The sequence below is a fragment of the Deinococcus sp. Arct2-2 genome (assembly GCF_004801315.1).
Classification (GTDB): Bacteria; Deinococcota; Deinococci; order Deinococcales; family Deinococcaceae; genus Deinococcus.
The window spans coordinates 118,248-144,512 of record NZ_SSNW01000003.1 but is presented as its reverse complement, the minus strand read 5'-3'; the positions used below and the strand labels follow the sequence as shown (position 1 = coordinate 144,512).

The 26,265-nt window shown below is 60.8% G+C and carries 22 protein-coding genes; 11 read left to right on the top strand and 11 right to left on the bottom strand.

The genetic code is table 11. The features are described from left to right. Nucleotides 1-211 precede the first annotated feature (211 nt). The 4 genes from E7T06_RS02640 to E7T06_RS02625 all read left to right on the top strand — a co-directional run bounded on the left by E7T06_RS02640 (nucleotide 212) and on the right by E7T06_RS02625 (nucleotide 5,337). Nucleotides 212-2,095: a glycoside hydrolase family 2 TIM barrel-domain containing protein gene (locus E7T06_RS02640; RefSeq protein ID WP_136364303.1), complete on the top strand. Its 1,884-nt coding sequence runs from the start codon at nucleotides 212-214 to the stop codon at nucleotides 2,093-2,095. A gap of 85 nt (nucleotides 2,096-2,180) precedes the next feature. Continuing rightward, entirely contained in the window at nucleotides 2,181-3,464 is a 1,284-nt protein-coding gene (locus tag E7T06_RS02635) for an extracellular solute-binding protein (protein ID WP_136364302.1), read from the top strand. A gap of 146 nt (nucleotides 3,465-3,610) precedes the next feature. Beyond that, nucleotides 3,611-4,504 (top strand): sugar ABC transporter permease, encoded by an 894-nt coding sequence (locus E7T06_RS02630; RefSeq protein ID WP_136364301.1) that lies wholly within the window; start codon nucleotides 3,611-3,613, stop codon nucleotides 4,502-4,504. Further along, nucleotides 4,501-5,337, top strand: coding sequence for a carbohydrate ABC transporter permease (locus tag E7T06_RS02625; RefSeq protein ID WP_136364300.1), 837 nt, complete (start codon nucleotides 4,501-4,503; stop codon nucleotides 5,335-5,337). Before E7T06_RS02630 ends, E7T06_RS02625 begins: the two co-directional genes overlap by 4 nt. An 80-nt stretch (nucleotides 5,338-5,417) precedes the next feature. On the opposite strand, the gene E7T06_RS02620 is transcribed toward E7T06_RS02625, so the two are convergent. Both E7T06_RS02620 and E7T06_RS02615 read right to left on the bottom strand, forming a co-directional pair. Beyond that, entirely contained in the window at nucleotides 5,418-6,266 is an 849-nt protein-coding gene (locus E7T06_RS02620; RefSeq protein ID WP_136364299.1) for an SDR family oxidoreductase, read from the bottom strand. 89 nt (nucleotides 6,267-6,355) lie between these two features. After that, nucleotides 6,356-6,769, bottom strand: coding sequence for an Rrf2 family transcriptional regulator (locus E7T06_RS02615; protein WP_136364298.1), 414 nt, complete (start codon nucleotides 6,767-6,769; stop codon nucleotides 6,356-6,358). Between the two features lie 709 nt (nucleotides 6,770-7,478). Between E7T06_RS02615 and E7T06_RS02610 the strand changes: the two genes are divergently transcribed. Continuing rightward, complete coding sequence (locus E7T06_RS02610; RefSeq protein WP_136364297.1) at nucleotides 7,479-9,302, top strand: NPCBM/NEW2 domain-containing protein; 1,824 nt, start codon at nucleotides 7,479-7,481, stop codon at nucleotides 9,300-9,302. 287 nt (nucleotides 9,303-9,589) lie between these two features. Here the strand turns inward: E7T06_RS02610 and E7T06_RS02605 are convergent, their stop codons facing one another. After that, complete coding sequence (locus E7T06_RS02605) at nucleotides 9,590-10,891, bottom strand: replication initiator protein A (RefSeq protein ID WP_136364296.1); 1,302 nt, start codon at nucleotides 10,889-10,891, stop codon at nucleotides 9,590-9,592. A gap of 670 nt (nucleotides 10,892-11,561) precedes the next feature. On the opposite strand from E7T06_RS02605, the gene E7T06_RS22035 reads away from it, so the two are divergent. Next, entirely contained in the window at nucleotides 11,562-11,960 is a 399-nt protein-coding gene (locus E7T06_RS22035; protein ID WP_276605544.1) for an SDR family NAD(P)-dependent oxidoreductase, read from the top strand. Then, entirely contained in the window at nucleotides 11,905-12,708 is an 804-nt protein-coding gene (locus E7T06_RS02600; protein WP_276605543.1) for an SDR family NAD(P)-dependent oxidoreductase, read from the top strand. The genes E7T06_RS22035 and E7T06_RS02600 overlap by 56 nt, the downstream gene beginning before the upstream one ends. Here the strand turns inward: E7T06_RS02600 and E7T06_RS02595 are convergent. Together E7T06_RS02595 and E7T06_RS02590 are read right to left on the bottom strand one after the other, a co-directional pair. Further along, nucleotides 12,635-13,684 carry a DUF475 domain-containing protein gene (locus tag E7T06_RS02595; RefSeq protein ID WP_346763184.1) on the bottom strand — a complete coding sequence of 350 codons (1,050 nt, stop codon included), beginning with the start codon at nucleotides 13,682-13,684 and terminating at the stop codon, nucleotides 12,635-12,637. The genes E7T06_RS02600 and E7T06_RS02595 overlap by 74 nt on opposite strands. Nucleotides 13,685-14,089: 405 nt before the next feature. Then, nucleotides 14,090-14,665, bottom strand: a complete 576-nt coding sequence (locus E7T06_RS02590) for a TerD family protein (RefSeq protein WP_136364294.1) — start codon at nucleotides 14,663-14,665, stop codon at nucleotides 14,090-14,092. A 289-nt stretch (nucleotides 14,666-14,954) separates the two neighbouring features. Here E7T06_RS02590 and E7T06_RS02585 point away from each other — a divergent pair, with 289 nt between their 5' ends. After that, complete coding sequence (locus E7T06_RS02585; protein WP_136364293.1) at nucleotides 14,955-17,261, top strand: UvrD-helicase domain-containing protein; 2,307 nt, start codon at nucleotides 14,955-14,957, stop codon at nucleotides 17,259-17,261. Nucleotides 17,262-17,263: 2 nt separating this feature from the next. On the opposite strand, the gene E7T06_RS02580 is transcribed toward E7T06_RS02585, so the two are convergent. Next, complete coding sequence (locus tag E7T06_RS02580; RefSeq protein WP_168733331.1) at nucleotides 17,264-17,656, bottom strand: SCP2 sterol-binding domain-containing protein; 393 nt, start codon at nucleotides 17,654-17,656, stop codon at nucleotides 17,264-17,266. 178 nt (nucleotides 17,657-17,834) lie between these two features. Here E7T06_RS02580 and E7T06_RS02575 point away from each other — a divergent pair, with 178 nt between their 5' ends. The 3 genes from E7T06_RS02575 (at nucleotide 17,835) to E7T06_RS02565 (ending at nucleotide 21,595) form a co-directional block, all read left to right on the top strand. Beyond that, nucleotides 17,835-18,131, top strand: a complete 297-nt coding sequence (locus E7T06_RS02575; RefSeq protein ID WP_136364291.1) for a hypothetical protein — start codon at nucleotides 17,835-17,837, stop codon at nucleotides 18,129-18,131. A 138-nt stretch (nucleotides 18,132-18,269) separates the two neighbouring features. After that, the gene (locus E7T06_RS02570) at nucleotides 18,270-19,289 is read left to right on the top strand and encodes an imelysin family protein (RefSeq protein ID WP_136364290.1); all 1,020 of its coding nucleotides are present in this window, start codon (nucleotides 18,270-18,272) and stop codon (nucleotides 19,287-19,289) included. After that, entirely contained in the window at nucleotides 19,286-21,595 is a 2,310-nt protein-coding gene (locus E7T06_RS02565) for an FTR1 family protein (protein ID WP_240740811.1), read from the top strand. The genes E7T06_RS02570 and E7T06_RS02565 overlap by 4 nt, the downstream gene beginning before the upstream one ends. Before the next feature lie 67 nt (nucleotides 21,596-21,662). Here E7T06_RS02565 and E7T06_RS02560 read toward each other — a convergent pair whose 3' ends face one another. Genes E7T06_RS02560 through E7T06_RS02540 form a run of 5 tightly spaced genes read right to left on the bottom strand, consistent with a single transcriptional unit; the run spans nucleotide 21,663 to nucleotide 26,218 of the window. Further along, nucleotides 21,663-21,944 carry a thioredoxin fold domain-containing protein gene (locus tag E7T06_RS02560; RefSeq protein ID WP_136364289.1) on the bottom strand — a complete coding sequence of 94 codons (282 nt, stop codon included), beginning with the start codon at nucleotides 21,942-21,944 and terminating at the stop codon, nucleotides 21,663-21,665. Then, on the bottom strand, nucleotides 21,937-22,938 hold the full coding sequence (locus E7T06_RS02555) for a ribonucleotide-diphosphate reductase subunit beta (protein ID WP_136364288.1): 1,002 nt from the start codon (nucleotides 22,936-22,938) through the stop codon (nucleotides 21,937-21,939). Before E7T06_RS02555 ends, E7T06_RS02560 begins: the two co-directional genes overlap by 8 nt. Next, entirely contained in the window at nucleotides 22,935-23,711 is a 777-nt protein-coding gene (locus tag E7T06_RS02550; RefSeq protein WP_136364287.1) for an HNH endonuclease, read from the bottom strand. Before E7T06_RS02550 ends, E7T06_RS02555 begins: the two co-directional genes overlap by 4 nt. Before the next feature lie 13 nt (nucleotides 23,712-23,724). Next, nucleotides 23,725-25,812 (bottom strand): class 1b ribonucleoside-diphosphate reductase subunit alpha, encoded by a 2,088-nt coding sequence (gene nrdE, locus E7T06_RS02545; RefSeq protein ID WP_136364286.1) that lies wholly within the window; start codon nucleotides 25,810-25,812, stop codon nucleotides 23,725-23,727. After that, the gene (locus tag E7T06_RS02540; protein ID WP_240740810.1) at nucleotides 25,796-26,218 is read right to left on the bottom strand and encodes a class Ib ribonucleoside-diphosphate reductase assembly flavoprotein NrdI; all 423 of its coding nucleotides are present in this window, start codon (nucleotides 26,216-26,218) and stop codon (nucleotides 25,796-25,798) included. Before E7T06_RS02540 ends, nrdE begins: the two co-directional genes overlap by 17 nt. Nucleotides 26,219-26,265: the final 47 nt, after the last annotated feature.

Here is a 26,265-nt window from a genome sequence, read left to right as displayed (position 1 = left end):
CAAACAGCATACCAAAAATGTGACGTGCCAGAGGGCGAAAAGTCACACAGCTAGACTGTGCTACCTGTTTACATCCAGTCCAATTGACTTATATCCACCAGAGTTGTACGCTTCAGAAGTTCAAATTGTCTTTCGCAAATTTCGGGACTTTCAGAGTGTGCTGTCATTCTGCGGGTTCGGCCTTTCACGTTGCCCGTCCTGTTGGAGGTCTATGAAACCATCGTTTCATCCCCGCCCTATGCTCGAACGCGCCCACTGGCACAGCCTCAACGGAGTGTGGGAGTTTGCCTTCGATGACGGCGCACAGTGGCACACGCCCCAGCAAGTCTCTTTCGATCAGACCATTCAGGTGCCCTTTCCGCCCGAAAGTCCGGCCAGCGGCATTCACGCCCCCGGCTTTCATCACACGCTCTGGTACCGCCTGACCGTCACGCCCGAGCTTCCAGCGGGTGTGGACGCGGCGACGCAACGCCTGTGGCTGCACTTCGGCGCGGTGGATTATCAGGCGGCGGTATGGGTCAACGGCCAACTGGTGGCCAGGCATGAGGGCGGCCACACCCCGTTCAGCGCCGACCTGACGGGCGTCTGGGTGCCCGGCGAGGCCGCCGAGATCGTGGTGCGGGCCATCGACGACCCCCACGACCTCGCCAAGCCGCGCGGCAAGCAGGACTGGGAAGCCGAACCGCACGAAATCTGGTATCCGCGCACCAGCGGCATCTGGCAGACCGTGTGGCTGGAATTTCGGCCCCAAACGTCGGTGGCGTCGGTGGTCTGGACCAGCAACGTGGAACGCTGGGAAGTGGCCTTACGAGCCCGCATTCAGGGGCCGGTAACGCCACAGACGCGGCTGCGCGTGCGGCTAGAGGTAGACGGCCAACTGCTCGCCAACGACGAATACGACGTGGTTCACGCCGACGTGTCGCGCACGCTCTCGCTGCGGGACTTCGGCATAGACGCCGCACGCCGCTTTTTGCTGTGGACGCCGGAGCACCCGCAACTGATCGAGGCCACGCTGGAAGTCGTGCAAGACGGCGAACTCCTAGACCGCGTCCAGAGCTATACCGCGATGCGTTCGGTGGCGGTGGACGCCCAACACTTCATGCTGAACGGGCGGCCCTACCCGCTGAAAATGGTGCTGGATCAGGGCTACTGGCCGGAAGGCCTGATGAGCGCCACCGACGAACAGCTGCGCCGCGACGTGGAACTCACGCGCCTGCTGGGGTTCAACGGCGCACGCAAGCACCAGAAGATCGAAGACCCGCGCTACCTGTATTGGTGCGACGTGTTGGGCCTGCTGGTCTGGGAAGAACTGCCCAGCGCCTACATTTTCACCACCGAATCGGCCCGCAGGCTCACGCAAGAATGGGGAGAAGCCATCGAGCGCGACCGCTCTCACCCCTGCATCGTGGCGTGGGTGCCGTTCAACGAGTCGTGGGGCGTGCCCGACTTGCCGCTCGTGCCCGCCCAGCGCGACCTCGTGCGGGCGCTGTATCACCTGACCAAAGCGCTCGATCCCACCCGCCCGGTCATCGGCAACGACGGCTGGGAGTACGTGGTCACCGACATTTTGAACATTCATGACTACACCCACCTGCCCCAAAAGCTGCTGAACCGCTACGGCACGCCCGAAGCTTTGCAGGCCACCCTGAACCACGTGCGTCCGCACAAGCGCCTGATCGCGCTGGACGACGCCCGCCTCAAGGCTCCGGCCATGCTGACCGAATTTGGCGGCATCGCGTTTACACGGGAAGACGACGACCTCGGCTGGGGCTACAACCGCACAACCGACCCGCAGAGTTTTCTGGACGAATACACGGGTCTGTTGGCCGCCGTCCATGACTGCACCGGCTTGGTGGGCTTTTGTTACACCCAACTGACCGACACTTTTCAGGAAAAAAACGGCCTGCTCTATGAAGACCGCACGCCCAAAGCCGACATGCGGGCGCTGGCTGCCGCCAACCGGGGCGAACGCAGCGCCCTAGAGCTGGAAAAAGAAGGCCAACTCGACGACATGGGCTACGACTCGGTGTGGCGCAAAAAACGCCAGCACGCCGAACAAGTGGCGCTCCCGCTCGCCCACACCCCAGCAGATTAGCCGCCCTCAACAGACTTCTCCTCGCCTACCTGCACCCGTTTCGCTCGCGGCCCTTCGCCCTTCTTTCCCAGTCTTAAGGAGCACCATGAAACGTACCCTGATCGGCCTGACCCTGCTGACCGCCTCTGCCCTCGCTACCTCGGCCAGCGCCCAGACCACCATCACCTTCTGGGATCTCCTCGGCGGCGGCGACGGCGCACGCATGCAGCAAATCGTAGACGGCTTCAACAAGAGCCAGACGGCCTTTAAGGTGCAGCGCACGACGCTGGCTTGGGGCGTGCCGTACTACACCAAAGTCCGCACCTCCTCGGCCGTGGGGCAAGGCCCAGACGTCGCAATTTTGCACCTGTCGCGCCTGAGCGGGTGGGCCGATGCCAAAATCCTGCGTCCGATTGCCCCAGCAGAACTCAGCGGCGTGGGCATGAAATCCAGCGGCTTTTTTCCCAAGCTCTGGAGCGCGTCCAACTACAAGGGCCAGAACTACGCGATTCCGCTGGACACGCACCCGATGGTGCTGTACTACAACAAAGACGTGCTGGCCAAAGCGGGCCTGATGGGTGCAAACGGTATGCCCAAATCTCTGAACAGCCTCGCCTCCTTTGAAGCAGCGATGGCCGCCGTGAAAAAGACAGGCGCACTGCCGGTGTCGTTTGAAACTGGCCCCAACGCCTACATGCCTTGGCGCTTATGGCTGGCCCTGATCGGGCAGCAGGGCGGCAGCATCATCGAGAACAACAAACTCACCTACGGCAAGCTCGGCGCGTCCACGCTGACCACCATCAGCAATTGGGGCAAGAACGGCTACGTGGGCAAAAACGTGGACTACCCGACCTCGGTGGCGCAGTTCGTGAACGGCAAGGCGGCCTTTATGCTCAACGGCGCTTGGGAAGTGCCCACGCTGGTCGACGGAGCCAAGAGCGGCAAAATCAAGTTCGGCTACGGCGTGATGCCCCTGCCCAAGCTATACGCCACCCAGAACACGTGGGGCGACTCTCACGCCTTCGTGATTCCCAACAACGTGGGCAAGCCCATTGCAGGCGACAAGCTCAAGGGCGCGATGCAGTTCCTCGCCTACGCCAACAAGAACGCCATGATCTGGGCCAGCGGCGGCCTCGTGCCGGCCAACCTCAGCGTGGCAAACTCGGCGGCCTACAAGTCCATGAAGCCCAACTCGGATTACGCGGCAGTGGCGGCCCAAAACGTCACCTACGATCCCTTGGGCTGGTACAGCGGCGCGGCAGGCCCACTGGAAGCCGCTTCGGCCAAGTACTTTCCGGCGGCCATGAACGGGCAGTTGCCTGTAGACCGCGCTATGGGCCTCTTCGAAACCGAAGCCAAGAAACTGCTGACCGCCACGCCTAAGCCTTGACGGTCTGGGCCTGAGTGTTTGGGGCTGAGCGGGCAACCCTCACCCGACCGAGTGAGTGAACTGGGTCAGCATCCCAGATGTACGGATGCTGGCCCGACTGCTCTTGACCAACCGAATCCTGATCACCCCCGCTGCGAGAGGTAAACATGACCGCCATCAAAAGTTCTGCGACCCCCAAGCCGCGTAAGGCGACTGCCCCGGTTTGGGGGCCGGTCATTTTTCTGCTGCTGCCCTTTTTGGCCGTGTACGTGGCGTTCTTCATCTGGCCCGCCATCCAGACCATCGTGCTGAGCTTGACCAACAGTGGCCTGACCGAAACGGGCGCGTTCGTGGGTCTCACCAACTTCAAAACCCTGATGGCCGACGCTTCCTTTTGGGATTCGCTGCGGCACACCGCCTACTTCTCACTGCTGACCGTGATTCCGCTGACCGCCGTGGGCATGATGCTGGCGATGCTGACCAAAGCGGGCGGGCGGCTGCGGCAGTTTGCACAGGCTGTCTTTTTTATTCCCTACGTGCTGCCGGTCAGCGTGGCCACCCTAATCTGGCAGTGGGTGCTGAATCCCAGCCTCGGTGTGGTGAATGCCGTGACGGGCAGCGAAACCGCTTGGTTTTCCGATCCTGCGTTGGCGATGCCTGCGGTGGCCGCCGTGACCATTTGGTGGACGGTGGGCTTTAACATGCTGCTCTTTTTGGCAGGCCTGCAAAACATCCCGCAGGACGTGTACGAGGCCGCCTCGCTGGACGGCGCACAGGGCTTTCAGGTGTTCCGCTACATCACTTGGCCGTCGCTGTGGCCTACCACTACGCTGGTGCTGACACTGCAACTCGTGGCGTCGTTCAAAATCTTTTCTCAGGTGTACCTGCTCACGGGCGGCGGCCCCTTCGATTCTACGCGGGTGGTGCTGGTATACATGTACAACACGGCGTTTACCGATACCAACGCGGGCTACGCTTCGGCCATCGCGGTGGCCTTTTTCATCGCCATCTTGCTGCTGACGCTGGTGCAAAACTTCTTGCTCAGCCGGACGCGCTCATGATCGCCGCCCGCCAATCGGTCTGGATGGTCGTGCTGGGCGTCATCACCTTGGGCCTACTGGTGGCGTTGTGGGCCGCGCCGCTGCTCTGGGCGCTGATTACCTCGCTTAAGCCGGAGCTTCAGGCGGCGGCCCAGCCGATTGTTTGGCTGCCCAGTCCCGCCACCTTCGACAACTTCACTTCGGTGCTGACCACCGGCAATTTGCCGCGCTGGTACGCCAACAGCGTCACGAGTTCCATCATCATTACGGTGGTTACGCTGATCTTATCGGCAATGGCCGCCTACGCTTTTTCGCAACTCACTTTTCCGGGCCGCAACCTGCTGTTCTGGTTCGCTTTGGCCGGGTTCATGCTGCCGTTCGAGGCTTTACTGGTGCCGCTCTACAAACTGATGAACAACCTTGGGGCCATCAATACGCTGGCCGGAATTATTTTGCCGCAACTGATTTCACCGATTGCCGTCTTCGTATTCCGGCAATTCTTTGATCAGATTCCCAAAGAGTTTAGGGAAGCTGCTGTCGTCGACGGCGCAACCGAACTGCGGATCATGTGGAGTATTTTCGTGCCCCTCAGCGCCAACATCATTTGGGCGCTGGGCATCGTGACCTTTATTGGGGCGTGGAACAACTTCTTGTGGCCCTTTATCGTCACCAACTCGCCCGAACAGATGACCCTGCCCGTAGGACTGACACAAGTGCAGAGTGCTTATGGGTTGAAGTACGCCCAGACGATGGCCGTCGCAATTCTAGGCGGCTTGCCCGTCATCTTGGCTTACTTGGCCTTCCAACGCCGCGTGACCGAAGGCTTCTTGTCGGCATCGGGCCTGAAAGGGTAAGGGGCACTCAGCGAATACAACGAAGCCGGAATCTGTGACACAGATTCCGGCTTCTCTAGTGGTCTTTAATGCTGCTCTGCTTAGGCCAACGCTGCCTTCACGGCTTCCTTCAGGGTCGTCGTCGGATGCCCGATCAGGCGGCTCAGATCGCGGCTCTCGGTGTACAGGTCACCCTGCTCCAGTTGCACGTCGGAGTCAGCCAGCATGTCGGCCACCACACCGGGCAGCCCTACGCCGCGCAGCATTTGGGCGTAGGCGTCCTGCGGCATGTTCTGGTAGGTCACGGGACGGCCACTCTGGGCCTGTATTTCGGCGGCCAATTCGGTCAGCGTAAAAGCCTGATCCCCGCCCAGCTCGTACACGGCGTTCTCGTGGCCCGTTTGGGTCAGCACGGCGGCAGCAGCGGCGGCGTAATCGGCGCGGGCGGCAGCACTCACACGGCCTTCTCCGGCGCTTCCGGCAACGGCTGCGTGCTGCACCGCCTGCGCTGGATTGTAGTTTTCCATGTACCAACTGTTCCGCAGAAACACGAATGGCAGGCCCGATGCCCGGATCAGTTCTTCGGTGGCCTTGTGGTCGGCAGCCAGCGAAAGCCTAGAGGTATCGGCCCGCAGAATGCTGGTGTAGGCGAGCAATTTCACTCCGGCCTGCTTGGCGGCTTCCACGACTCGGCGGTGCTGCCCCACCCGGTCGGCAAAGTCGCTGGACGAGACCAGCAGCAGCTTGTCTACGCCTTGTACAGCCGCGCCTAGCGTTTCGGGCTGGGTGTAGTCGGCGCGGCGCACCTGCACGCCTAGGGCTTCAAGAGAAGCCGCTTTCTGGGGATCGCGCACCAACGCCACGATGTCTTGGGGAACAGTGCCCCGGCCCAGCAGAGCGTGAATGGTCAATTGGCCGAGGTGTCCGGTGGCTCCAGTAATAGCGATCATAACAACTCCTGTTGGCCCAAACGCAAAGCGGGCGGCGAGAAGGCGGTGGCAAGATGTATGTACATTAATTACATCTGGCCGAAAAAAAATCAACTGGCTGGCTGGTGTACAGCGCGGGTGATGTCGGAGAGTGTGACCTCGGCCAAGCGGGATTCGAGGGCGGCCTGCGCCTGACCGTACACCTCATCCAGCGCCCGCTGAATGCCTGCTCCAACTGGACAAGCCAAGTTGGGATGTTGGTGCACCTTCAGCACCGAGTCGGGCGCTTGGGCGGCGCGGTACACGTCCAGCAAGCTGATCTGGTCAGCGCGGCGGGTCAACTGTGCGCCAGCCACTCCGCGCTGCGTGGTCAACAGTCCGGCCTTGCGCAACAAGCCCGTGACAGTACGGATCACCACCGGATTGACCCCCACACTGGCGGCGATCTCGGCTGAACCCATCGGCCCAGACGAAGAATCCAAGAGGGTCAGAATATGGACGGCAATGGAGTATTGACTGTTCATAGGGTGGCCCTCCTACCTACCTTGTCACTATTTTACTTACATCTAATGGAATGTCAAGTGGTAGCGGTCTTGTGGAGTTGGCGCTGCGCTTGTCGCTCAACCCGTATCGCCTCCCTCATGAGTTCTCATTCCAGTAGCCTGTCTAGATATGTTGAAGGAATGATGCATGCTCTGACCAAGCGTTGATCTGACGGCGCGAGGAGGCGAACTCATCCAGAGAAATCACGCAACGTAGAATCCATCCTTCTTTCTAAAAATGATCAATCTCAGTCAATGTTTGTTCCAGCCGCGGCAAAATCTCCCAAGAAGTTGGCTGCACTGCTTGGATCGGGCCGCCGAATGAAAGCAAAACTTTCAGAACAGGCCTTCGGTTGGCACAGAAGGAAAGAACAGCGCTGACATGAATTTAAGATGAGTCAGATTAAAAGTTACATGAGAAGTGAAGATTCTTAAATTACGTTTAGCAAACTTTAACAGAATCCCTTCATTAACAGCCGTTAAGGTGACCTTGTTCTGAGATCAGCCGGTCTCTGAACTCAGAGAACATCCCTCCTCTTCATCGGCGGGGCCATGAGCCACCAAGCGTCTCACGTTCTCTGCGCCCTCCCCTTCGATCCAAGCGGTCTTTAGCCAGAAGCTAGACCAGTACGTTCTTCCAATTGGCGGTGTCCTCATGTCACCGTTGACTTCGCTTTTGCCTAGGAGATCCATGTTACCGACTGAATCTTTACTTGCCCGCATCATCTCGCGCCCTCTGCCGCTTGGCTTGACGCTGCTGACGCTGGGCCTCTCAGCCTGTAATTCGGGCAACGCGCCCACCGACCCCGCTCAAGCGACTGCTCAGGCCACCGGCCCGGTCACCGCTTCGTCCAAAACGTTCGTGTACGACGGCCAAGACCACTCTTGGACAGGCGCAGCCACTCCAGCCAGTGGCCTCACGACCTTGTCTCTCGATCCGGGCGACAACAACCTCACCATCGAGCCTTGGACGGCGGCAAGCAATGGCTGGGGGCCAATTGAAAAAGACCGCAGCAACGGTGACGATGTGGCCGGTGACGGCACTACCTTGACCATCAACGGCCAGGCGTTTGCGCGTGGCTTTGGCGTCCACGCGGGTTCCAGCATGACCTTTACCTTGGGCGGCAAATGCAGCACCTTCACCGCGCAGGTGGGCGTAGACGACGAAGTGGGCAACCAAGGCAGCGTGGTCTTTCAGGTCTGGGACGGCACGGCCACCAAGCTCTACGACTCCGGCACGCTGCGCGGCTCAGACGTTCCCAAAGCTGTCAGCGTCAACGTGGGCGGCGTACAAAACCTGCGCCTTGTGGTCACCGATGCAGGCGACGGTCTGAGCTATGACCACGCAGATTGGGCTAGTCCGATGTTGGCCTGCTCTGCGGGGGCCACCACAGGCAGCAACATCAAGTACAGCGGGCCGATTGTGATCAGGAAGGGTGGGACGTATTCGGGCAACTGGGAAAACACCCTCAGCCAGTCTGCTGTCCTGATTCAAACCAGCGAACCTGTGATTATCGAAAACTCGAATATTCGCAGCCGGGGCAACCTGATCAGTGGGTTTAAAAACCGCTTGACCGTGCGCAACACGCGGGGCTACGCATTGAATCCCAACGTGGCAGGCAGGGCCGCCGGCCGGGCCGTGAACGCCGAAGAAGTGATGAGCCTGCGCGTCGAGAACAGCTACTTTGAAGGCACCACCGGCATCTACGCTCGCGCCTTTATGGGCAATTCCAGTGCAGGCGATACCATCAAAATTTTGCGAAACCGTTTCAAAAACACAGATGGACGCTTGAGCAACGGTGCAGGCGGCTACAACGGCAGCTATTCAGTCGTGCAGGCGATCCTCTTCAACAACGTGAAACGGGTGCCGAACGTGGAAATCGGCTGGAATGAGATCATCAACGAACCCGGCAAGAGCCGCACCGAAGAGAACATGAACTTTTATGTCAGCAGCGGCACGCCCACCAGCCCGTTCCTGATCCACGACAACTACATTCAGGGGGCATATGGGATGGCTCCGGCCACAGAAACCACCTATGCAGGCGGCGGCATTTTGCTGGGCGACGGGAAGGTATCTAATCCCTTAGATTCGGGGTACGCACGCGTGTACGACAACCAAATCGTTGGCACCACCAATCACGGCATCGCCATCGCAGGCGGCGTGAACAACCAAATGTACAACAACCGCGTGATCTCCAGCGGGCGGATGCCCAACGGCCAGCGCCTGCCAGCGGCAAACGTCGGCCTGTACGTTTGGGATCCCACTGGGGCAGGCAAGCTTTCGCCCGCTACCTTCGCCAGCAACCGGATGGACAACAACGTGGTGGGCTGGACGCGGGTAGATGCGGCAGGCAACACCAGCAACAACCCGACGTGGTTCCCAAACTGCGGCCTGAACGCCACCAGTTGCGTGGGCAACCAGAACCTCGGCACCGTCACCCTGGCCGCAGAGCAACAGGAATACACCCGCTGGCAAGACAAATTGAGCGCCAAGAACGTCAAAGTGGGGCCATAACACTCTCAGATTTCCTTGGATTGACCGAGTGGCCAGCGCCAGTGAGCGCTGGCCCTTGGTTTTGCCCATTTCGTGTGACCGCGATTACAGATAAACGGTAAATTGAGACTGCATCTGCAATTTAGGGCGACTCACCAGATCATGACATGCCCCCCAAGCCACCCATTGGGTTCTAGAAGGCTGAGCAGTTCAGTAGCTGCACTCCAGGCTGGGTCTGTAGCCCGAAGCGGCCTTCTCGTCGCTCTGAGGCAAAAGTCCCTGAATAAGTTTTCTTGGGTAACTTTTGTTCAGGCCGACATGCCGGTCAGGGCCTGCACCAGATCCACCAAATCACCTTTGCCCCTCACTGCAGCAGCGAGGCGCTCTATGGCGTTGGAGTCGAGAGTTTCTAGAGCAGCAACGGTTGCGGTGTGCGGCGTGCGGCCCAGCTTCACGCGCAACATCGAACGCACCATGCCCAACGATTCTTCACGGCTGAGCGGCAGCAACACCGGCTGCTCTTCGCGTTTGGATTTGGCGGTCGCCGCCTTCGCAGACGTTCCTGAAGTCTGCTTGGACGGGACCTCGTATTTTTCGGGATGGCGAACGGCATCGACCAAGGTGGCCGCCACAGACCGGGGTTTGTAGCCGGTCTCCAACCTCTGTTTGACGGCCTGCACCGCCGTCCGGATGCGTTCCGGATGGTCGGCTACCAAGGCCTCGGCCACCGGACGGCTCACTTTGAGCGCGGTCAGCAGTTCCACCAGTTCAGGATCGACTTCACCCTCGAAAGCGTAGGTGATGCGCTGGCTGTCGCCGGAACCGTCATAGGAGACGTTGCGGAGGTATTTGGCAGCAATCAGGTGGGCGTGTGCCCCGTCCAACGTGCGGCGCACGTTGTTGGTGCGCTGCCCACTCAGACCCGTCGCTTCCCGCCACGCCGCGATGATCACGGGGAGTTCCCGTGCCAAAGAGCCGTCGTCGCCCACTCGGTGCGCCTGCAACACGCGGTACAGGCTGCGGGCGGTGGGCTGCTTCAGGTCACTGAGCAGTTCGGCATCCAGAATTTGGTAAAAGCCTTCACGGATCGATTGGGCGAAATGGCGCGAGAACGTGACCCGCAGGGGCGCACTGCCCACAATTGCGCCGCCTGCACCGCTGGCACTCAGGCTGATGTCGTGAACCGAAATCCGGTCGATCAGGCGGTTGGTTTCGGTCATGCCCCTGAATTTGCCGCCTTGCTGCCGAGAGACGCGGGTCAACCAACTCACGCCCTCCAAGCGCAACAAACTCTCTCTGAGACGCACATAAGCATTCCCCCGCGTGCCCAGCGGGGTGAGTTGGAGCAAGCGGTAGGCCGTACACACCACCGTGTCGTCTTCGGGACAACCGGCTTCAAAAAAGAGTGTCTGGAGCCCCAAAAGTACGTCTGGGTCGACTCCATGAGGGCGACCACGCGAAGCTATACCTTCGACGTAAAAATGCCGATCCCCAATGTTGAAGGTCGTTTCCCAGCTTTGATCGTCCCCGATATCGCGGTTCAGAATGCTGAAGACGCCGGAGCGGGCGAGGGTCAGCTCGTTGATGAGGTGTTCGTTGCCCTGCGTCATGATTGATGATTATAGGTATTTTTAAAAGCTTTTAAAACATATGAATGCATCATCAAGCAGGGGGCGGTTTTGCGTGTGGGTGAAGGATTTTCCAGTTTTTTGACTCAAAGGTAGCGTGCTTTACCCCCCTTTTTGACTCAAAGGTAGCGATACTTTGACTCAAAGGTAGCGGTAGTGTGACTCAAAGGTAGCGTGCCTTTTTGGCCCAAAAGACTCAAAGGTAGCGATAGTTCTATTCTGGGTTTGACTCAAAGGTAGCGATAGGTTTTGGCCTAAAAACGGCCTGTTGACTCAAAGGTAGCGATAGTTCAGAAAATACGTTCAGCACAGCGATTTTCGCTTTTTGACTCAAAGTTAGCGATAGGGGTGACTCAAAGGTAGCGATAGCATTTTTGGGGTGTTTTGGGGCATTTGAGGACAAAGCAGTTCTGTTGAAAGTTAAAGTTCTAACCTAGAGTTAATTGTAAACAGAGAAATATTCTCTGCTTGTGTGTCGCTTCTTGGTTCTCAAACATGAACATGAGCTTGTATAAACTCAGCCTTTTTGGGGAACTGCGTTCAACACAAGTTGGCTCCTTCCCCGTCAAATCTTAAGAAGGTAGGACGAACCGACATTCGGTTTACCATGCAGATCCACCCTCTAATTCACACCAGTTTGGGAGGGCAAACTATGTCTGTAACACTGAAAAAATTGAATCAACAAGTGATGGTCATTACGGGGGCGTCAAGCGGTATTGGCCTCAGTACGGCGCGGATGGCGGCCAAAAAAGGCGTGCGGCTGGTGCTGGCGGCCCGCAGTGAGGGTGCGCTGAATCAACTGGCCGACGAGATTGTGCAGGCAGGAGGGCAAGCTGTTCCAGTCGTCGCCGACGTGAGCCGGGAAGAAGACATCCAGCGCATCGTGGAAGCTGCGCAGCATGCATTCGGTGGCTTCGATACTTGGGTCAACAACGCAGGCGTGGGCATGTACGGCAAGTTGGAAGAGGTGTCGGTAGAAGACATGCGCCGCCTGTTTGAGGTCAATTTTTGGGGCAAGTGTACGGTTCACTGGCCGCAGTGGCCGAACTGAGAGCCAGAGGCGGGGCGCTCATCAACGTGGGCAGCACCGTGTCCGAGCGGGCCCCATTCCGCTGCGAGGGACGTACAGCGCCAGCAAGCACGCCCTGAAGGGCTTTACCGACGCCTTACGGATGGAACTGGAAGCCGGCGGCGCGCCTATTTCGGTGACGCTGGTCAAACCCGGCCTCATAGACACGCCGTTTCCCCTCAATGCCCGCAATTGTCTGGATGCCGAACCGCAACATGTGCCGCCCGTGTACGCGCCCGAAACGGTGGCCCGCGCCATCCTACACGCCGCAGAGCAGCCTATGCGGGATGTTTTTGTAGGCGGCGGCAAGGGCACCGCGGCCTTTGGGCAGCTGGCCCCCGGAGCCACCGACCGGGCCATGCGTGGGTTTGTCATTCCGCGCACCAAAAGCCAAAAACCCCCACTGCCCCGCGCTGCCAACGTCTTAGCGCGTCCTTCGGAGCGGTTGGCCGAACGCGGTGATTATCCCGGTCATGTGCAGGAAACCAGCGTGTACACCGGAGCGGCGCAAAAGGGAATGCTGCGAGGAGCTCTTCTGGTCAGCACAGGTTTGGCGGGTTGGGCGCTCTGGCGGGTGGCCCGCAAAGAGCGCCAACAAAGAAAGGCCAGAGAATGTTGCTCTCTGGCCCTTCCTCTCATTGCTTGTGCTCCGGCGCTTACGCCCCGCTGGAGCCGCCCACAGCATCTTTGCGGTTGGCCCGAATACTCGACCAGATCGACAACACGATAAAGCCCACGCCGATCAGTCCCGTCAGCAGTTCGGGAATGTGCACGTTGCGGTTCATGCTGAGCAGCATGATGATGGCCAGCGCCAAAATGCCGTAATGTGCGCCGTGTTCGAGGTAGCGGTACTGGGTCAAGGTACCTTGATGCACCAGATACAGCGTCAGCGAACGCACGAACACTGCGCCGATCGCGAGGCCCGCCGAAATGATGACCACTTCTTTGGTCACGGCGAACGCGCCGATCACGCCGTCGAGCGAGAAGCTGGCGTCCAGCACTTCGAGGTACATGAAGGCCGCAAAGCCCGCCGCGCCCGCTTTGGCCGCCATGTTATCGGCGTCGAACAGGTTGCCTATCGCGTTCATAGCCAAGTACAGCAGCAAGCCCACGAATCCGGCGGTCAGGGCCGTCAGTTGTTCGGCAGGAGCCACTGCAAATTTGGTCAGCAGCAGCAGCGCGACGCCCGCAATGATGGCCTGAATGGTATCCAGCTTGCCGATGCCTGCCAAGCGGCGCTCGAAGCCCGCCAGCCAGTGTTCATCCTTGTCGGCGTCCATCAGGTAATTCAGGGCTACCATCAGCAAAAAGGTGCCGCCGAAAGCACTGATCGCCACTTCGGACTGCTCTAAGTATTCGGCATACTTGGCCGAATCGTTGAAGGCCAAATTGGTCACTTCGCCGAAGCTCAGGCCCGCCGTGATGGCGACGATGGCAATCGGGAACACCATCCGCATACCGACAACGGCGATCAGAATGCCCCAGACCAGAAAACGCTGTTGCCATTTGGCAGACATGTTTTTGAGAACCGACGCATTGACCACCGCGTTATCGAAGCTCAGGCTAACTTCCATGACGCCCAGCACAATGGCGATGAGGAGGAAATTGAGGGCCACAGCGATACCGCCGTTGGCAAAGCCGTACCATGTCGCCAAAATCAGCGCGATGGCTGTGACGCCGAATGCAAAACCAAACTCTCTTTGAATCACTGTTTACCTCGGGGAAGGGGGGCGAAAAGGAGGGAGGGTGCCAGCAAAGATGCCCCCATCTTTGTGACCAACGGGGCGGGCAGGCGCGGCCAGACAAGCCGTTCAAGTCCTGCGCCGGCCGTGCGGGGCCAAGAGCGCCCGGTGCAACCAGAAAACTATGCCCTAAATCGCCGCGCCGTGGGCCGTGTGGCGCACGTTTGCAGGCGCTGGGGCAGAGCAAAGACTCAGAAAAGACCCACCCGGTGCGTATTGACCGGGTGGAGTGCACACGAGGGCAGCGAAGTGCGTTGCACTTAACAATCCGCGTTTCCGGAACAGCACCGAAACCGCTCCATTCCCAGTGCAACGCACTTCTTCGATACTCGCTTCGCTCGGTTCATCTCGAGATGAACGTCGACCTATTTAGATATTCACGCCGTAATTGCGGGCCACTGGAGCCAGCCCGCCCGCGTAGCCCTGCCCGACAGCGCGAAATTTCCATTCGTTGTTGTGGCGGTAGATTTCGCCAAAAATGACGGCGGTTTCCGTGGAAAAGTCTTCTCCGAGGTCAAAGCGGGTCAGTTCTTGCCCGGTCTCCTCGTTGGCAATCCGGATAAACGCGCCGCCCACCTGCCCAAAGCTCTGGTGGCGCACGTCGGCCTGATCGATGGTTACGGTGATGGCAATCTTTTGGATGTCGGCGGGCACCTGCGTCAGATTGATCTTCACGCTTTCGTCGTCGCCGTCGCCTTGCCCGTCGCGGTTATCTCCGGCGTGCTGCACGCTGCCGTCTATGCTGGTCAGTTGGTTGTAAAAGATGAAATCGTGGTCGCCGCGTACCCGGCCTGCGGCGGTCAGCAGGAAGGCCGATGCGTCCAGATCGAACTGCTGGCCGTCGGTGGAGCGGGGATCCCAGCCCAGCCCGACGTGAATGCGCTGCAGGTTAGGAGCTTCTTTGCTCAGCGAAATGTTGCCGCCCTTTTGAAGTGAAATACCCATGACGCTCCTTGTATCAGAGAAAGTGCACACAGACGTGCAGACTTGAGTGTCTACCGGGTCACAACAGAACCAACCCTGCGGCTGGCCGCCTACCCTGCCCAAAGTTTAGGCCATGATCTGCCCAGACTGGCGCGTAAAGCATCTAAAGACAGGCCCCATCCGAAGCTCATCCTCACGGAGCGCTGCCATCTCTTTGACAGATGCTCTAAGGTAGGCTCGCCTTGCTTCCCTTCTTGCCCGCCCGCCTCCGCGCCGCCCTGAGCCTTTCCCATTGCCCCCCGGAGCGCCCATGAACTACGTGACCCGGCAGGGGGAAACACTGCACACCACCAGCGCCAAACCCCGGTCTATTCCGGTCCAGTTCACGCCGCAGCAGCGCGAATTTGTAGAGGCGGTGCGGGCCAGTGGGCGGCATCTGGTGCTGCGGGCCACTGCCGGAAGCGGCAAAACCACCACCCTCACGGAAGCCGCGTGGCATCTCGGTGCCGGGAGTCAGGCGGCAGGCGTGCGGGCCGTGTATTTTGCCTACAACAAGCATTCAGTCGAGGCCGTGGGGCCGCGCCTGCCAGCGGGCATTCGGGCCAGTACGCTGCACGCTTATGGGCGGCGGGTGCTGTGCGGCGTGCGCGGGCCGCAAATGGCGCTGGACAATGACCGAAGCCTGCGCCTCGCAGAACTGGCGTACGGCGCGGAACCCGTGTCGCGGCGGCAAGTCCGTATGGCGGCCCGCATGTGGGATTTGGCCCGCGAGTACGTGCTGAACGAGGACGCCCACGATGACGACCTCGCGGCGCTGGCGGCCGACGCAGAGTGGCCCGAAAACGACGGTGTTGCGGGCTTGCGTCGCGTGCTGCGGGCCTTCCGTTTTCACAGCCTTCAAGACTGGCACGCGGGCGGCTTGCCCGATTTCACCGATTTTTTGTGGCTGCCGCTGGAATTGGGCTTGGGTCAGGCCACGCTGGGCACGGCGCTGGTAGACGAAGCGCAGGATTTGACGCCGCTGCGCCAACGCTTCGTGACGCATCTGCTGGGACTGAATGAACCGGGGCTGGATTCTGGGGCAACTCAGGCACCGGCGCCTACAGGCCGCCTGATCGCGGTGGGCGACCCCGAGCAGGCGATCTATACCTACGCCGGGGCCGATCCGCGTGGGCTGTGGCGCTTGGCGGGGCGGTTGGGGGCGCAGGAATTGCCGCTCAGCGTGTCGTTTCGCTGCCCAAAGGCGCATGTGGCGCTGGCCCGCAATGCCAGCGAATTTATCGAGGCTTCCGGCGCGGCGCAGGCGGGGACAGTGGAACACGTGGCGGCAGAGGCGGCCCACTACGGGCGCGGCGACGTGGTGCTGTGCCGCCTGAATGCGCCGCTGCTGCGGCTGGCACTCCTGCTGATGACCCGCAAGATCAGCGTGAATATTCGGGGCCGGGATTTGGCGACCCGCTTGGAAACGGCGGCCCAAGAAGCCTTTGCCCTGCCCGCTGATGAGGAAGCTGTGCCAGAGCGCATAGACGCCTTGTACGAGCGCCGTGCGAGGCCGCTGGAGTCCCGCGCCGACGAGGGCGACCGGGCGGCCAAGAAAGCTCTGGGTGAACTGAACGACCTCTGCTCCTGCCTGCGCCTCTTGGCACTGCGGGCCGTAGCGTTGTCGGGCGGACAGGCCACCCTCAGCAGCGTTTCGGGCGTGCTGCGCGGCCTGTACCGGGAAGACGCCGACGTGCTGCTGTCTACCGTTCACCGGGCCAAAGGGCTGGAATGGGAGCAAGTGACGCTGCTGTACCCCGAACAGATGCCCATGCCCTACGGCGACCCGGAGGAAGAACGCTGCGTGCTGTTCGTGGCCCTGACCCGCAGCAAGCGCGAACTCCGGCTGGCGTATGGGCCGGGGGCGTGGCACAGCGGCTGGAGACTGGAACCGCCGGAAGGCTGGGAGCCGGAGGGCGGGCCGTTCGCCGCTGCTCAGCCGCAGCCCGCGCCGCGTGTGTTCTCCCCTCCCCCGTTCGGCTCCGAATCGCCTGTGCCCAGCTTGCCCACAGCCAGTCTGCCTGCCACGCGGGTGCTGCCGCCCAAGCTGCCCCGCCGCCCCACCACCGCGCCGCCTAGCCCCGCTGCCCTCACCGAACATGCGCTGCGGGTGCGTGCCCTGCACTTGCCCGCCACCCTCGAAGACCTGCGCCCGTGTTCGCTGTACAACGGACAGGCCGATTTGCCCGTGTCGGTGCTGGCGGCCCGACTAGAGGTGCTGTGCCAAGACGCCCGGCCCGCGTTGTCGGAATGGGCGGGAGCGTCGCTGGTGCTGTTGCGGGGTGTGCAGAGCCGCAGCGTACATGTGGACGCGGGGCGGCTGGCCCAAGTCGAACGGGCCGCGAACCGGGCGCGGTTGGCGATTCCACTGATGCAGCCGCTCGGTGCCAAACAGCTGTGCGCGGTGGTTTTCGAAGAACACTTTGCCCGCCTGCGCCCTGGCCAAGTCAAGCGGCGCGGCGAGCGCACTTGGCGGGTAGAAGTAGAGGGTGAGGCGCACGCCTTCGACGCCCGCACCGGAGAACTGCTGGGCACAGCTTTTGACCCGTTTGCCGTTCATCTGCGGCTGGAGCGCTGAATTTATTCCCCCTGTTGCACCAATTCCCGGTACGCCTGCTGCATCACCTTGAGGCTGGGCGAAAGCGCGAGTGCTTGCACCAGCGACCCCTGAATGCTGAGGTGGCCCGCCATCATCGCTTGTACCGGATTCACGTCGCCCTGCCAAAAGGCGTGGGCAATGTCGCTCGAAATCCGGAAAGTGAGGTCGCTGGGCGCAGTTCTGGCCGCCTCGCCCGCCGTAATTTCTGCCGCTTGCCCGCTGCTGCCGTCCACTCTCACTGCCACATCTAAGGGCAAGAAGAGGAACGCCACCGACAGGCGCTTTTGTAACAACACATTCGTCTCTGTACCGCTGTGAACCCTACCGAAGACGTGCAGCAGACGTTGTTCTAATTGCGTGGCAGTTGTCGTCAAGGGAAGGTCAGCGTCAGGACTCACTCTTTTACACAAGGGCAATCGTACGAACTTGTTTGTATTATTTGTGACTTTAGTTGGCATTAGGCATCTTCTTTTATGCGTGAAGCCCTACATATTCAAGTCGACTTCCAGAGTCAGATAACGGGGCACAAAGATCTGGATAGGAGGAACACACATGAACGAGCAACTTCAGCAGACTCTTCAGGCACTTCAGGGCGGACTCACGGGCATTGACGCAGGCACGGCAGCCAGCAATGTCACCTCATGGCACAAGACGCTGGACGGCGTGCCCGGCGCAGAAACACTGGTCAGCCACCTCGCCAAGCTGAAAGCAGCCCTCGAAGGCGGCGACCTGCCCGGCGCAGCCGCCCTGCTCCCCGGACTCGGCAGCGAAACCGAAAAGCTGGCCTCTGCCGCCCCCGCCGCCGATCAGGACGGCTTGCACCAGTTGGCCGCCGCACTCAAAGGCTAACTCTTCTTCTGAGGTAGATTTGTTCCCGCAATAAATTTACCTCGCAGAGCAGCAGTGTCTCACACGGGAAGTGTGGGCGCTGCTGTTTGTGTACTCCTAAACTTGACTTAGTCACTCGGATTAGTTCACTATCAGGCCATGAAACGCAGGGTTGGTCTCCTCACTCTCGCTTTGCTGGGTTCGGCGCACGCTGGGAGCCTAGATAGCGTCAAGACGTATTTGGGCAGCAAATTGACGCGGCAAGTGGCGGGCACGCACGCGCTGACAAAGGCCGCCGACGCTTATTACGCGCTGGCAAAAGGGGCCAATTTTAACTACGCTGTACTCGCCAAAAACCCGGCCACCCGCGCCGCTGTGCGGCAAGCCCGTGCAGGCTGGAGCGCCGCCAGCCCCGCTTACGAGGACATCGAGGGCATCGTGGCGGGCGTGGAGCAACTGAGCTTGTTCGATGTGATTTTGGATGCGGGCACCAGCGGCGCGGAAGGCGGAGAGGCCGTGGTTCCCTTTGACCTGAAGCTGCCCAACGGCAAGACGCTCGCCAAGCCCGGCAACCTGTTCGGCGTCAATGAAGGCACGCTGTGGGGCACGGTGAAAGCGTTTGGCAGCGGCGTGTCCTTTGATGTGAACGGCAACGGCAAGCTGGAATTCGGCGACCAATTGCCCGACGCGAACGTGCTGAAGGCGGCAGCGGCAGAACTGCACGCGCAAACGCTGCGGCTACAACAGGCGGCGCGGGCGTGGCGGCCCACCCGCGAAGACGTGTTCGGGGCACTTGTCGGCAACGTGCCCACCGTTGGCCCGGTGTTTTTTGAAGACTGGAAAACCAGCCCCTTCGTGCTGGGGCAGGCCAGCACCCGCACAGATTTCGTGGTGATTTCGCGCCTGTCCGATTTGAAGGGCAACGTGAGTTCTTGGCAGGCCATGTATGCGGGCCTGAGCGCCGACGTAAAGGGCAAGAATGCCGGACTGGACAGCCAGATCACGGCGGGCCTCAATGAACTGGCGGGCTTTGTGGGCAAACTGGTGAGCCGTGAGCAGACGCGCCGTTACAGCCCCGAACAAGCCGAAGCGTTACAGCGCGAAGCCCAAAACCGCGCCACCGTGATTACCGGACGAATGACGCAGGCAGCGGCGTTGCTGGGCGTGAAGACGCAGTGAAGCGCGTGCTGATGGGTGTACCGGTGGGACTGGCGCTGCTGGGTTCCGCGCACGCTGCCGACCTTGCCACCTCCTCCGAAACGGTGCGGGCGCGGTTGGCCGATGCAGGGCTGGAAGTCGGGTTTGACCGGGCAGAGGCCGCCCGCTTGGTGGGGGAAGCGGGGCGCACCTTCGCCCTCGTTGTGCCGCAGTGGAAAGCAGCCGACCCTGCCGCTACCCAAGAGGCACAAACCGCGCTGGGAGCCGCTGCACGGGCCGCCGCTGCCGGAGATGAACCCGCGTTGGCACAGGCCCGCGCCGGGGCATGGACGGCCCTCTTGCGGGCGGCCAACAGCGGGCTGGAAGCGAGTGTGAAGGCCGGAAATGCCGACGCCGCCCGCGACTGGCTGGCCGTGCGTGAATTCCGGGTGGTCAGCCCCCTGACCCGCCTGAATGCCGACGCGACGGGTGCCGTAGAAGCGTTGGCGGCAGGAAAGATCACGCCTGAAGTTGCCCTGAAAGCAGTGCGGGCCGATGTGCTGGACGGTTATCAGGCCCGCTTTGGCGACGCCCTGCGTGACCTCGGCACGTCTCAGGCCCGGGGATTCCGCACGTTGGCCGCCGAACAGCGGGCCTTGGCGCAGGGCTATTTCCGGCTGCTGGAGCCTGCGTATGCCGCGCAGCGTTCGGGGGCACAGGCTCAGGCGCTCTCGGCTGATCTGGCCGCCCTGCCCGCCTCGCTGGGCCGCGTACAGGCCGCGCTGGAAGGCTTCCGGGCCGCGCCCCTCGGTGACCGGGAAGTGCGGGCGCGGGCGGCCCAGGTCACGCGCTTTCTGGCCCTCGTGCCTCTGGAATACGGGCGCGGCGTGAAGCTGGACGGCGGACAGGCCGTAGTCGCACAGGAAGTGGAAGTCAACGAGGCCCGTACCTTTTTGGCCGGGGCTACCGCAGCACTGGCCGACATCGCGCCGCTGCTGCCTGACCAACCGCAAGCCCGCCGCCTGAGCACAGGCTTTGCCGCCCTGACCGCCACCCTCGCGCCGCAAACCATGAAGGCCGCCGTCTCGCCTCCCAGCGAAGTCGGCCGCCGCGTCGATGCCCTGCTGACCCAAACCCGCGCCGCCTTGCCCGCCGACTGGCAAAAGCAGGAAGCTGGAGCCGATCTGGACGTGGTGCGGACCCAGCTGGACGCGGTGGTGGCCGCCGCCGCTGCCGCAGACTGGCACAGTGCCGAGACGGCGCGGCTGGACGCCTACGCACTGCTGGAAAGCGGCACCGAAGCCCGAATCGCGGTGTTCAATCCTGACCTGAAGGCCAAGTTGGAAGGGTTGATCTGGAATGCCCACCAGCCTGCCGGACTGGCCGCCCTGATCCGGGCCCAAGCCCCCGCCGCCGAATTCCGGGCCACCCGCGCCGAGTTGCAGGGCGTGCTGGCCGACGTGGCCCGTATTCTGGGCACCGAAGTCGCGCCTGCTGCCGTCGCCACCAACGCCGGAATCATCGTGTTCCGTGAAGGGCTGGAAGCCGTGCTGATTTTGGCCGCGCTGATGGGATCGCTGCGCCGCGCCGAAGTGGTGCACCTGCGCCGCCCGATGTGGGTGGGTGCGGCGGGCGCGTTCGGGGCCACCGCCGTCACTTGGTTCGTGATGCAGCGGGCGCTGAGCTTGCTGGGCCGCTACGGAGAAAAGCTGGAAGCGGTGGTCAGCCTCGTGGCGATTGCCGTGCTGCTGCTGATCATGAACTGGTTTTTTCATCAGGTCTACTGGACAGACCGCATGGCCGGCTTCCAAAAGCACAAGCATGAGCTGACGCACGGCGCGGGCCGAGCGATGCGGGCGCAGTGGTGGGGACTGGCCGTGCTGGGCTTTACCAGCATTTACCGCGAGGGCTTTGAAACGGTGCTGTTTTTGCAGTCGCTGGTGCTTCAGGCGGGCGCGGGGGCAGTCTTGGGCGGTACGGCACTGGGCTTGGGGGCCGTGATTGGCGTGGGCGTGTTGGTGTTCCGCTTGCAGGCCAAGCTGCCCATGAAAAAACTGCTGGTCTGGACGGGGCTCCTGATCTGCGCCGTGCTGGGCGTGATGGTGGGCAATACGGTTCACACCCTGCAACTGGTGGGCTGGCTGCCCGTGCATCCCCTCCCCTTCGAACTGCCGGGCTGGGCGGGTGTGTGGCTGGGCCTGCACGCCACCTGGGAAGGCGTGGTGCTGCAAGTGGCCGCAATGCTGGCGGTGGTGGGCAGCTTCTACGCCGCTGAAGCCCTCAAGGAGCGCGAACGACAGGCCAAACGCGGTGAGGGTGCGGGTGTGGCGGGGTCGGCAGTCAGCTGAGCCTGAGCAGAGAGGGTCGCGGCCAGAGATCAGATTCTCTGGCCGCCCTTCTTGGGGTGTCCCTGCCTCAGCTCCCCATCAAAAAGCTCTTCACTTCTCCTAGCCCGCCTGTATTCAGCAGCACGCGGCCACTGGGCACATGCAGCAGTGCGGGCGTGGTCTGGATGCCGTGCTGCTTCACAAGGGCGCTGAATTCCTCGGCCTGCTCCTGACGGTGGACGGCCCGAATCTGGGGACCGAATTGTCCGCGCAGGGGTTTGTCCAGCATCAGCTTGAGGCGTTCGCACTGGGGGCAATCGTTTTGCGTCAGCATCACGAAGGGGCGGTGTTCCGGGGCAAGTTCAGTCATTGGCGGCCCCCGCCATCACTGGGAAGCCGCCTGACCAGAGGGCTTCCACGTCGGCTTCGGCCAGGGGTTCCACGCTGATTTTGCTGTAACTGTTGCCTTTGGCGCTAAAAAAGTCGTGCGTGGTGCCGTTGGTGCGGATGCCGTTGCGAACAATCGGGTTGATTTCTTCGTCGTCGAAGGCCCGCTCTAGGTTCAGGTTGTCGGCCAGCACATTGAAATTGAAGCGAATAAACCGCTTGACATCGGCCACGAGCCCCACGCCTGCATACAGCACCTCACTGTAGGCGACCTCGTTGCGGTATAGGGTGTGCAGCGTTTGGTGGTACCAAGCCCGTGCGTAGGCTTGCTCGGCCTCGTCCATCGCCTCGAATTTCTCCTGCGCCAGCATCGCCACATACACGCCGTGCACCGCTTCATCCAAAATAATCAGGTTAAAAATCTCGCCTGCGGCCACCATGCGGCCCTGTCCGGCCAAATACAGCGGATAGAAAAACCCGGAATAAAACAGCGCCGTTTCCAACATGCACGACACGACCATCTTTTTCCACAGGCCGAGGTTGGACACGTCGGGATCGTTGAACACGTCTTGCACGAAGCCAATTTTGAATTGCAGGTGCGGCTGGGTGCGAACCCATTCGAAGATGCCGCGCTCCTCAGTGCTGGTGAGGAACGTCTTGTTCATTAGCGAGTAGCTGCGGGCGTGGATGATTTCCATCGTCGCCTGAAATTGCAACGTCGCCTTACGAATATGGCCGCCGACCAGTTGGGCCAAAATAGGCATCCCGACTTCGCCCTGCAAGGTGTCTAGCGCGTTCAGGCCTGCCGAAGCGTGCATGTACGTCCACCGTTCTTCGTCGCCCAAAGCCTTCCACACCAGCGCGTCGTTGCTGAGCGGAATTTCTTCGGGGAACCACAGCTGAGACGTGTACTTTTCGTAGAAGGTGGTGGAAAAATTGTCTTCCGGCTCACTCCAGTTGGCTGCTTCAAAATTCATATGTTCTCCTGTTGAGCTAGTGCATTGTTGTTGCGACGAGGAAAATTCAGAATGCACTGTTCCCCGTACCGTTCAAGAGCGGCGGAGTCGTAGGCGGCGGCAGCTTCATCAAGAGTCGTGAACGTGCCAAGCTGTACGACTTTTTTCAAGACTGGATCGTACACTTGCGCTCCAAATTTAGATGTCCGAGCAAATACGCCTCTATACCCATGCTTGGAAGTCGAAGGGCGTTGACCCCCCGATGGTGCTTTTTGCGGAGCGGGTTGCTGGGCGGAATCTGGGAAATTGGTGTTGGCAAATTCGCCAAAATGTTTGAGGGCGGCTTGATCGTAGGCAAGAGCTGCTTCCTCTTCAGTCAGAAACAGACTGCTGAACACATATTTGCCGTCTTTCATCACCGAAGCTTTGTAGCGAACGATGACGCCTTCCCGCTCTACGGCCACAACGCCTTTGTACTCCGATTCGTAAGCCATTCCTCCAGCCTTACGTTTGTTGGCGGCGTTTTGCGAGCGCGTGGAGTGCCGTATATTTTCCCGGCGATTGTCAAGACGGTTTAGATTCTTGTGATCTATCACCAATCCCGGCTGATCCCCCAAGATCACTCGGTGCATCCAAAGATGAAGTCGTTTGCCCGCCACCACCAAGCTTGTCCGCGCATAGCCTTTGCTGTCTCTATGCCAACGAAATTCACTGACCCGCTGAAAATCTTCACTGTCTACCCAAGCAACAGCGACGACCTCCGTTTTCTTGTTTCTCAGTGGGATACCGGGCATAGAGTTCTCGGCCTTAAATCGCGCAACTCAGGCATTCGTCGATACTGGCCTTGCGCATCCGCGTGTAGTACAGCGTTTTTACGCCGCGCAGGTAGGCCGCGATGTAGTAGGCCTGCAGGGTACGGGTGCTGGCGCTGCTGGGCACGAACAGGGTGCAGGAAATCCCCTGATCCACGTGCTTCTGGGCCGTCGCCACCGTATCCAACACGCGGCGCTGATCCATGTCGTAGGCTTCCTCATAAAACCATTCGGTGTCGGCGCTGAGGTGCGGCATCGGGTAAATGGTGCGGGCCTTGTTGCTGGTGCGCGTTTCCACCTTTTCGGTGATCGGCATGATGGAGGCCGAAGCGTGCGACACGTAGCTGATGCTGCCTGTGGGGGCCACCGCCATCACGAAGGAATGGGCGAGGCCGTGCGTCTGAATATCGGCCACCAACTGCTGCCAATCGGCGCGGGTGGGCAGGGCGTGGCCCCCGAACAAGGCGGCGACATCGGCGGTGTGCGGCACGAAATCGCGCTCTAGGTACTGGGCAAAGTGTTCGCCGGACTGGTAGCGGCTGCCCTCAAATCCCCGGAAGACGAACCCTGTGTCGCGGGCCAGTTCCATGCTGGCGCGGCGGGCGTGGTAATGCACGGCGGCAAAAAACACGTCCACAAACTCCAACGCTTCGGGCGAGCCGTAGATCAGTTCGTGCTTGGCGAGGAAGGAATGCAGGCCCATCGCGCCCAGCCCAATCGAGCGCATTTCGTCGTTGGCCCGCTTCACGGCAGGCACTTCGTGGATGGCGGTGGAGCGGGCCACGTTGTCCAGCATCCGCACGGCTGCGCCCACCACGCGGCCTAAATCGCGGCTTTGCATGGTCTGCTCGATCACCAATGAGGCCAGATTGCACGACACGTCCAGTCCGATGCGGTCGTTGCTTTCCTGCCCATACGCGTGAAAGTAGCTGGGCAAGGTGGGCTGCAAAATCTCGCTGCACAGGTTGCTCATTTTGATGGAACCGACGTTGGGAATCGGGTTGGCGCGGTTGGCGTTGCCCTCGAACAGCAGGTAAGGGTAGCCGCTTTCGCCCTGAGTCACGGCGATGTCTTCCAGAATGCGCCGCGCCGACACGCGCTTTTTGCGAATGCGCGGGTTGTCGGCAAGCGTCTGGTACTCACGGCTCCAGTCGATAGACGTGAACTCGCGCCCGGTTTCCTGATAGAGGGAGTGGGGGTAGAACTGAAAGATATCTTCGCCCGCCCGCACTTTTTCCATAAAGATGTCGGGAATGGTGGCCCCCACCGACAGGGTTTTGAGGCGGGCGTCCTCATCCGACGCGATCTTTTTGGCGTTCAGGGTGTCCTGAAAATCGGCGTGCATGACGCTGAGGTAGATGGCCCCCGCGCCCGGACGCTGGCCTGCTTGGTCGGCGTAGCGCAGCATGTTGTCCAGCATTTTTGCCACGCCCATCACGCCTTTGGTCACGTTCTGAATGCCCCGCAGCGACTCGCCCCGCGCCCGCAAATTGCTCACTTCTACGCCGATGCCGCCGCCGCCTTTGCTCAGTTCGGCTACGAAGCTCAGGGTTTTGGTGATGGAATCGAGGTTGTCGGTGCAGTCTTGCAGCAAAAAGCAGCTCACGAGGCGGCCCGTGTTGGCCTTGCCGGAGTTCATCAACGTGGGCGTGGCGGGCGTGAACGTCTGGGTAATCAGGTGGTGCACGAGTTCCAGCGCCTCTTCGACGGTGTCGGAACGGGACAGCGCCGTCATGCTCAGGCGGTCTTCGTAGCGCTCCAGCCAGCGGGTGCGGTCCGGCGTCATGGTGGCGTACTCGGAGTAAAACTTGAACGCGCCCATAAACGCCTTGAAGCGGAAGCGGTAGCCATACGCCCGCTCGAATACGGCTTTCACCTCGTCGGGCGTGAAGCGGGCAAACACGGCGGCGTCCCACACGCCATGCTCGGTCAGGTACCGAATTTTCTCGGCCAGATCATGAAAAAAGACCGTATTGGGGTTGACCTTCTCCTGAAAATAGGCTTGCAGGGCGTCGGTGTCGAAGCGCGTGTCGACGACTGTGCCTGCCAAAATCTTGTTGTTCAGTTCAATCCAACGTTCCATACGCGCTCCTTGGGTGTTCGGCCTGTGCAGACCTGATGCTGTGTTGAAGGCAGGACTCGGCCAGCCACGCGGCCACCGTTTGGCGGTCTGCCGCCGTGCCGCCTTTGTTGATTCGCGCCACCAACGGCACGCCGTAGCGCCCCGAAATGTGGTCGCCCGCCCGCCCAAAATTCGCGCCCCAATGAAAGCTGCCGCTGGAGACCACTCCGCGCATTCCCGCCGCGTGATCGGCCAAAAAGCGGGCTGTCGTGTCGGGCACGCCGCCGGACCCGAAGGTATAGGTCATCAGCAAAAAGTCGCCGCTGGGAACGGTTTTGCGTAAATCCAGCACCTCAAAATGTTTGCCTGCCGTGCCCGCTGCCAACGCCTGCACACCCGTAGCAAAGCGGCGCACATTGCCTGTCATGGAGTCAAAGACGATCTGTACAGGGGCCGGGGGGAGAAGAAAAGATG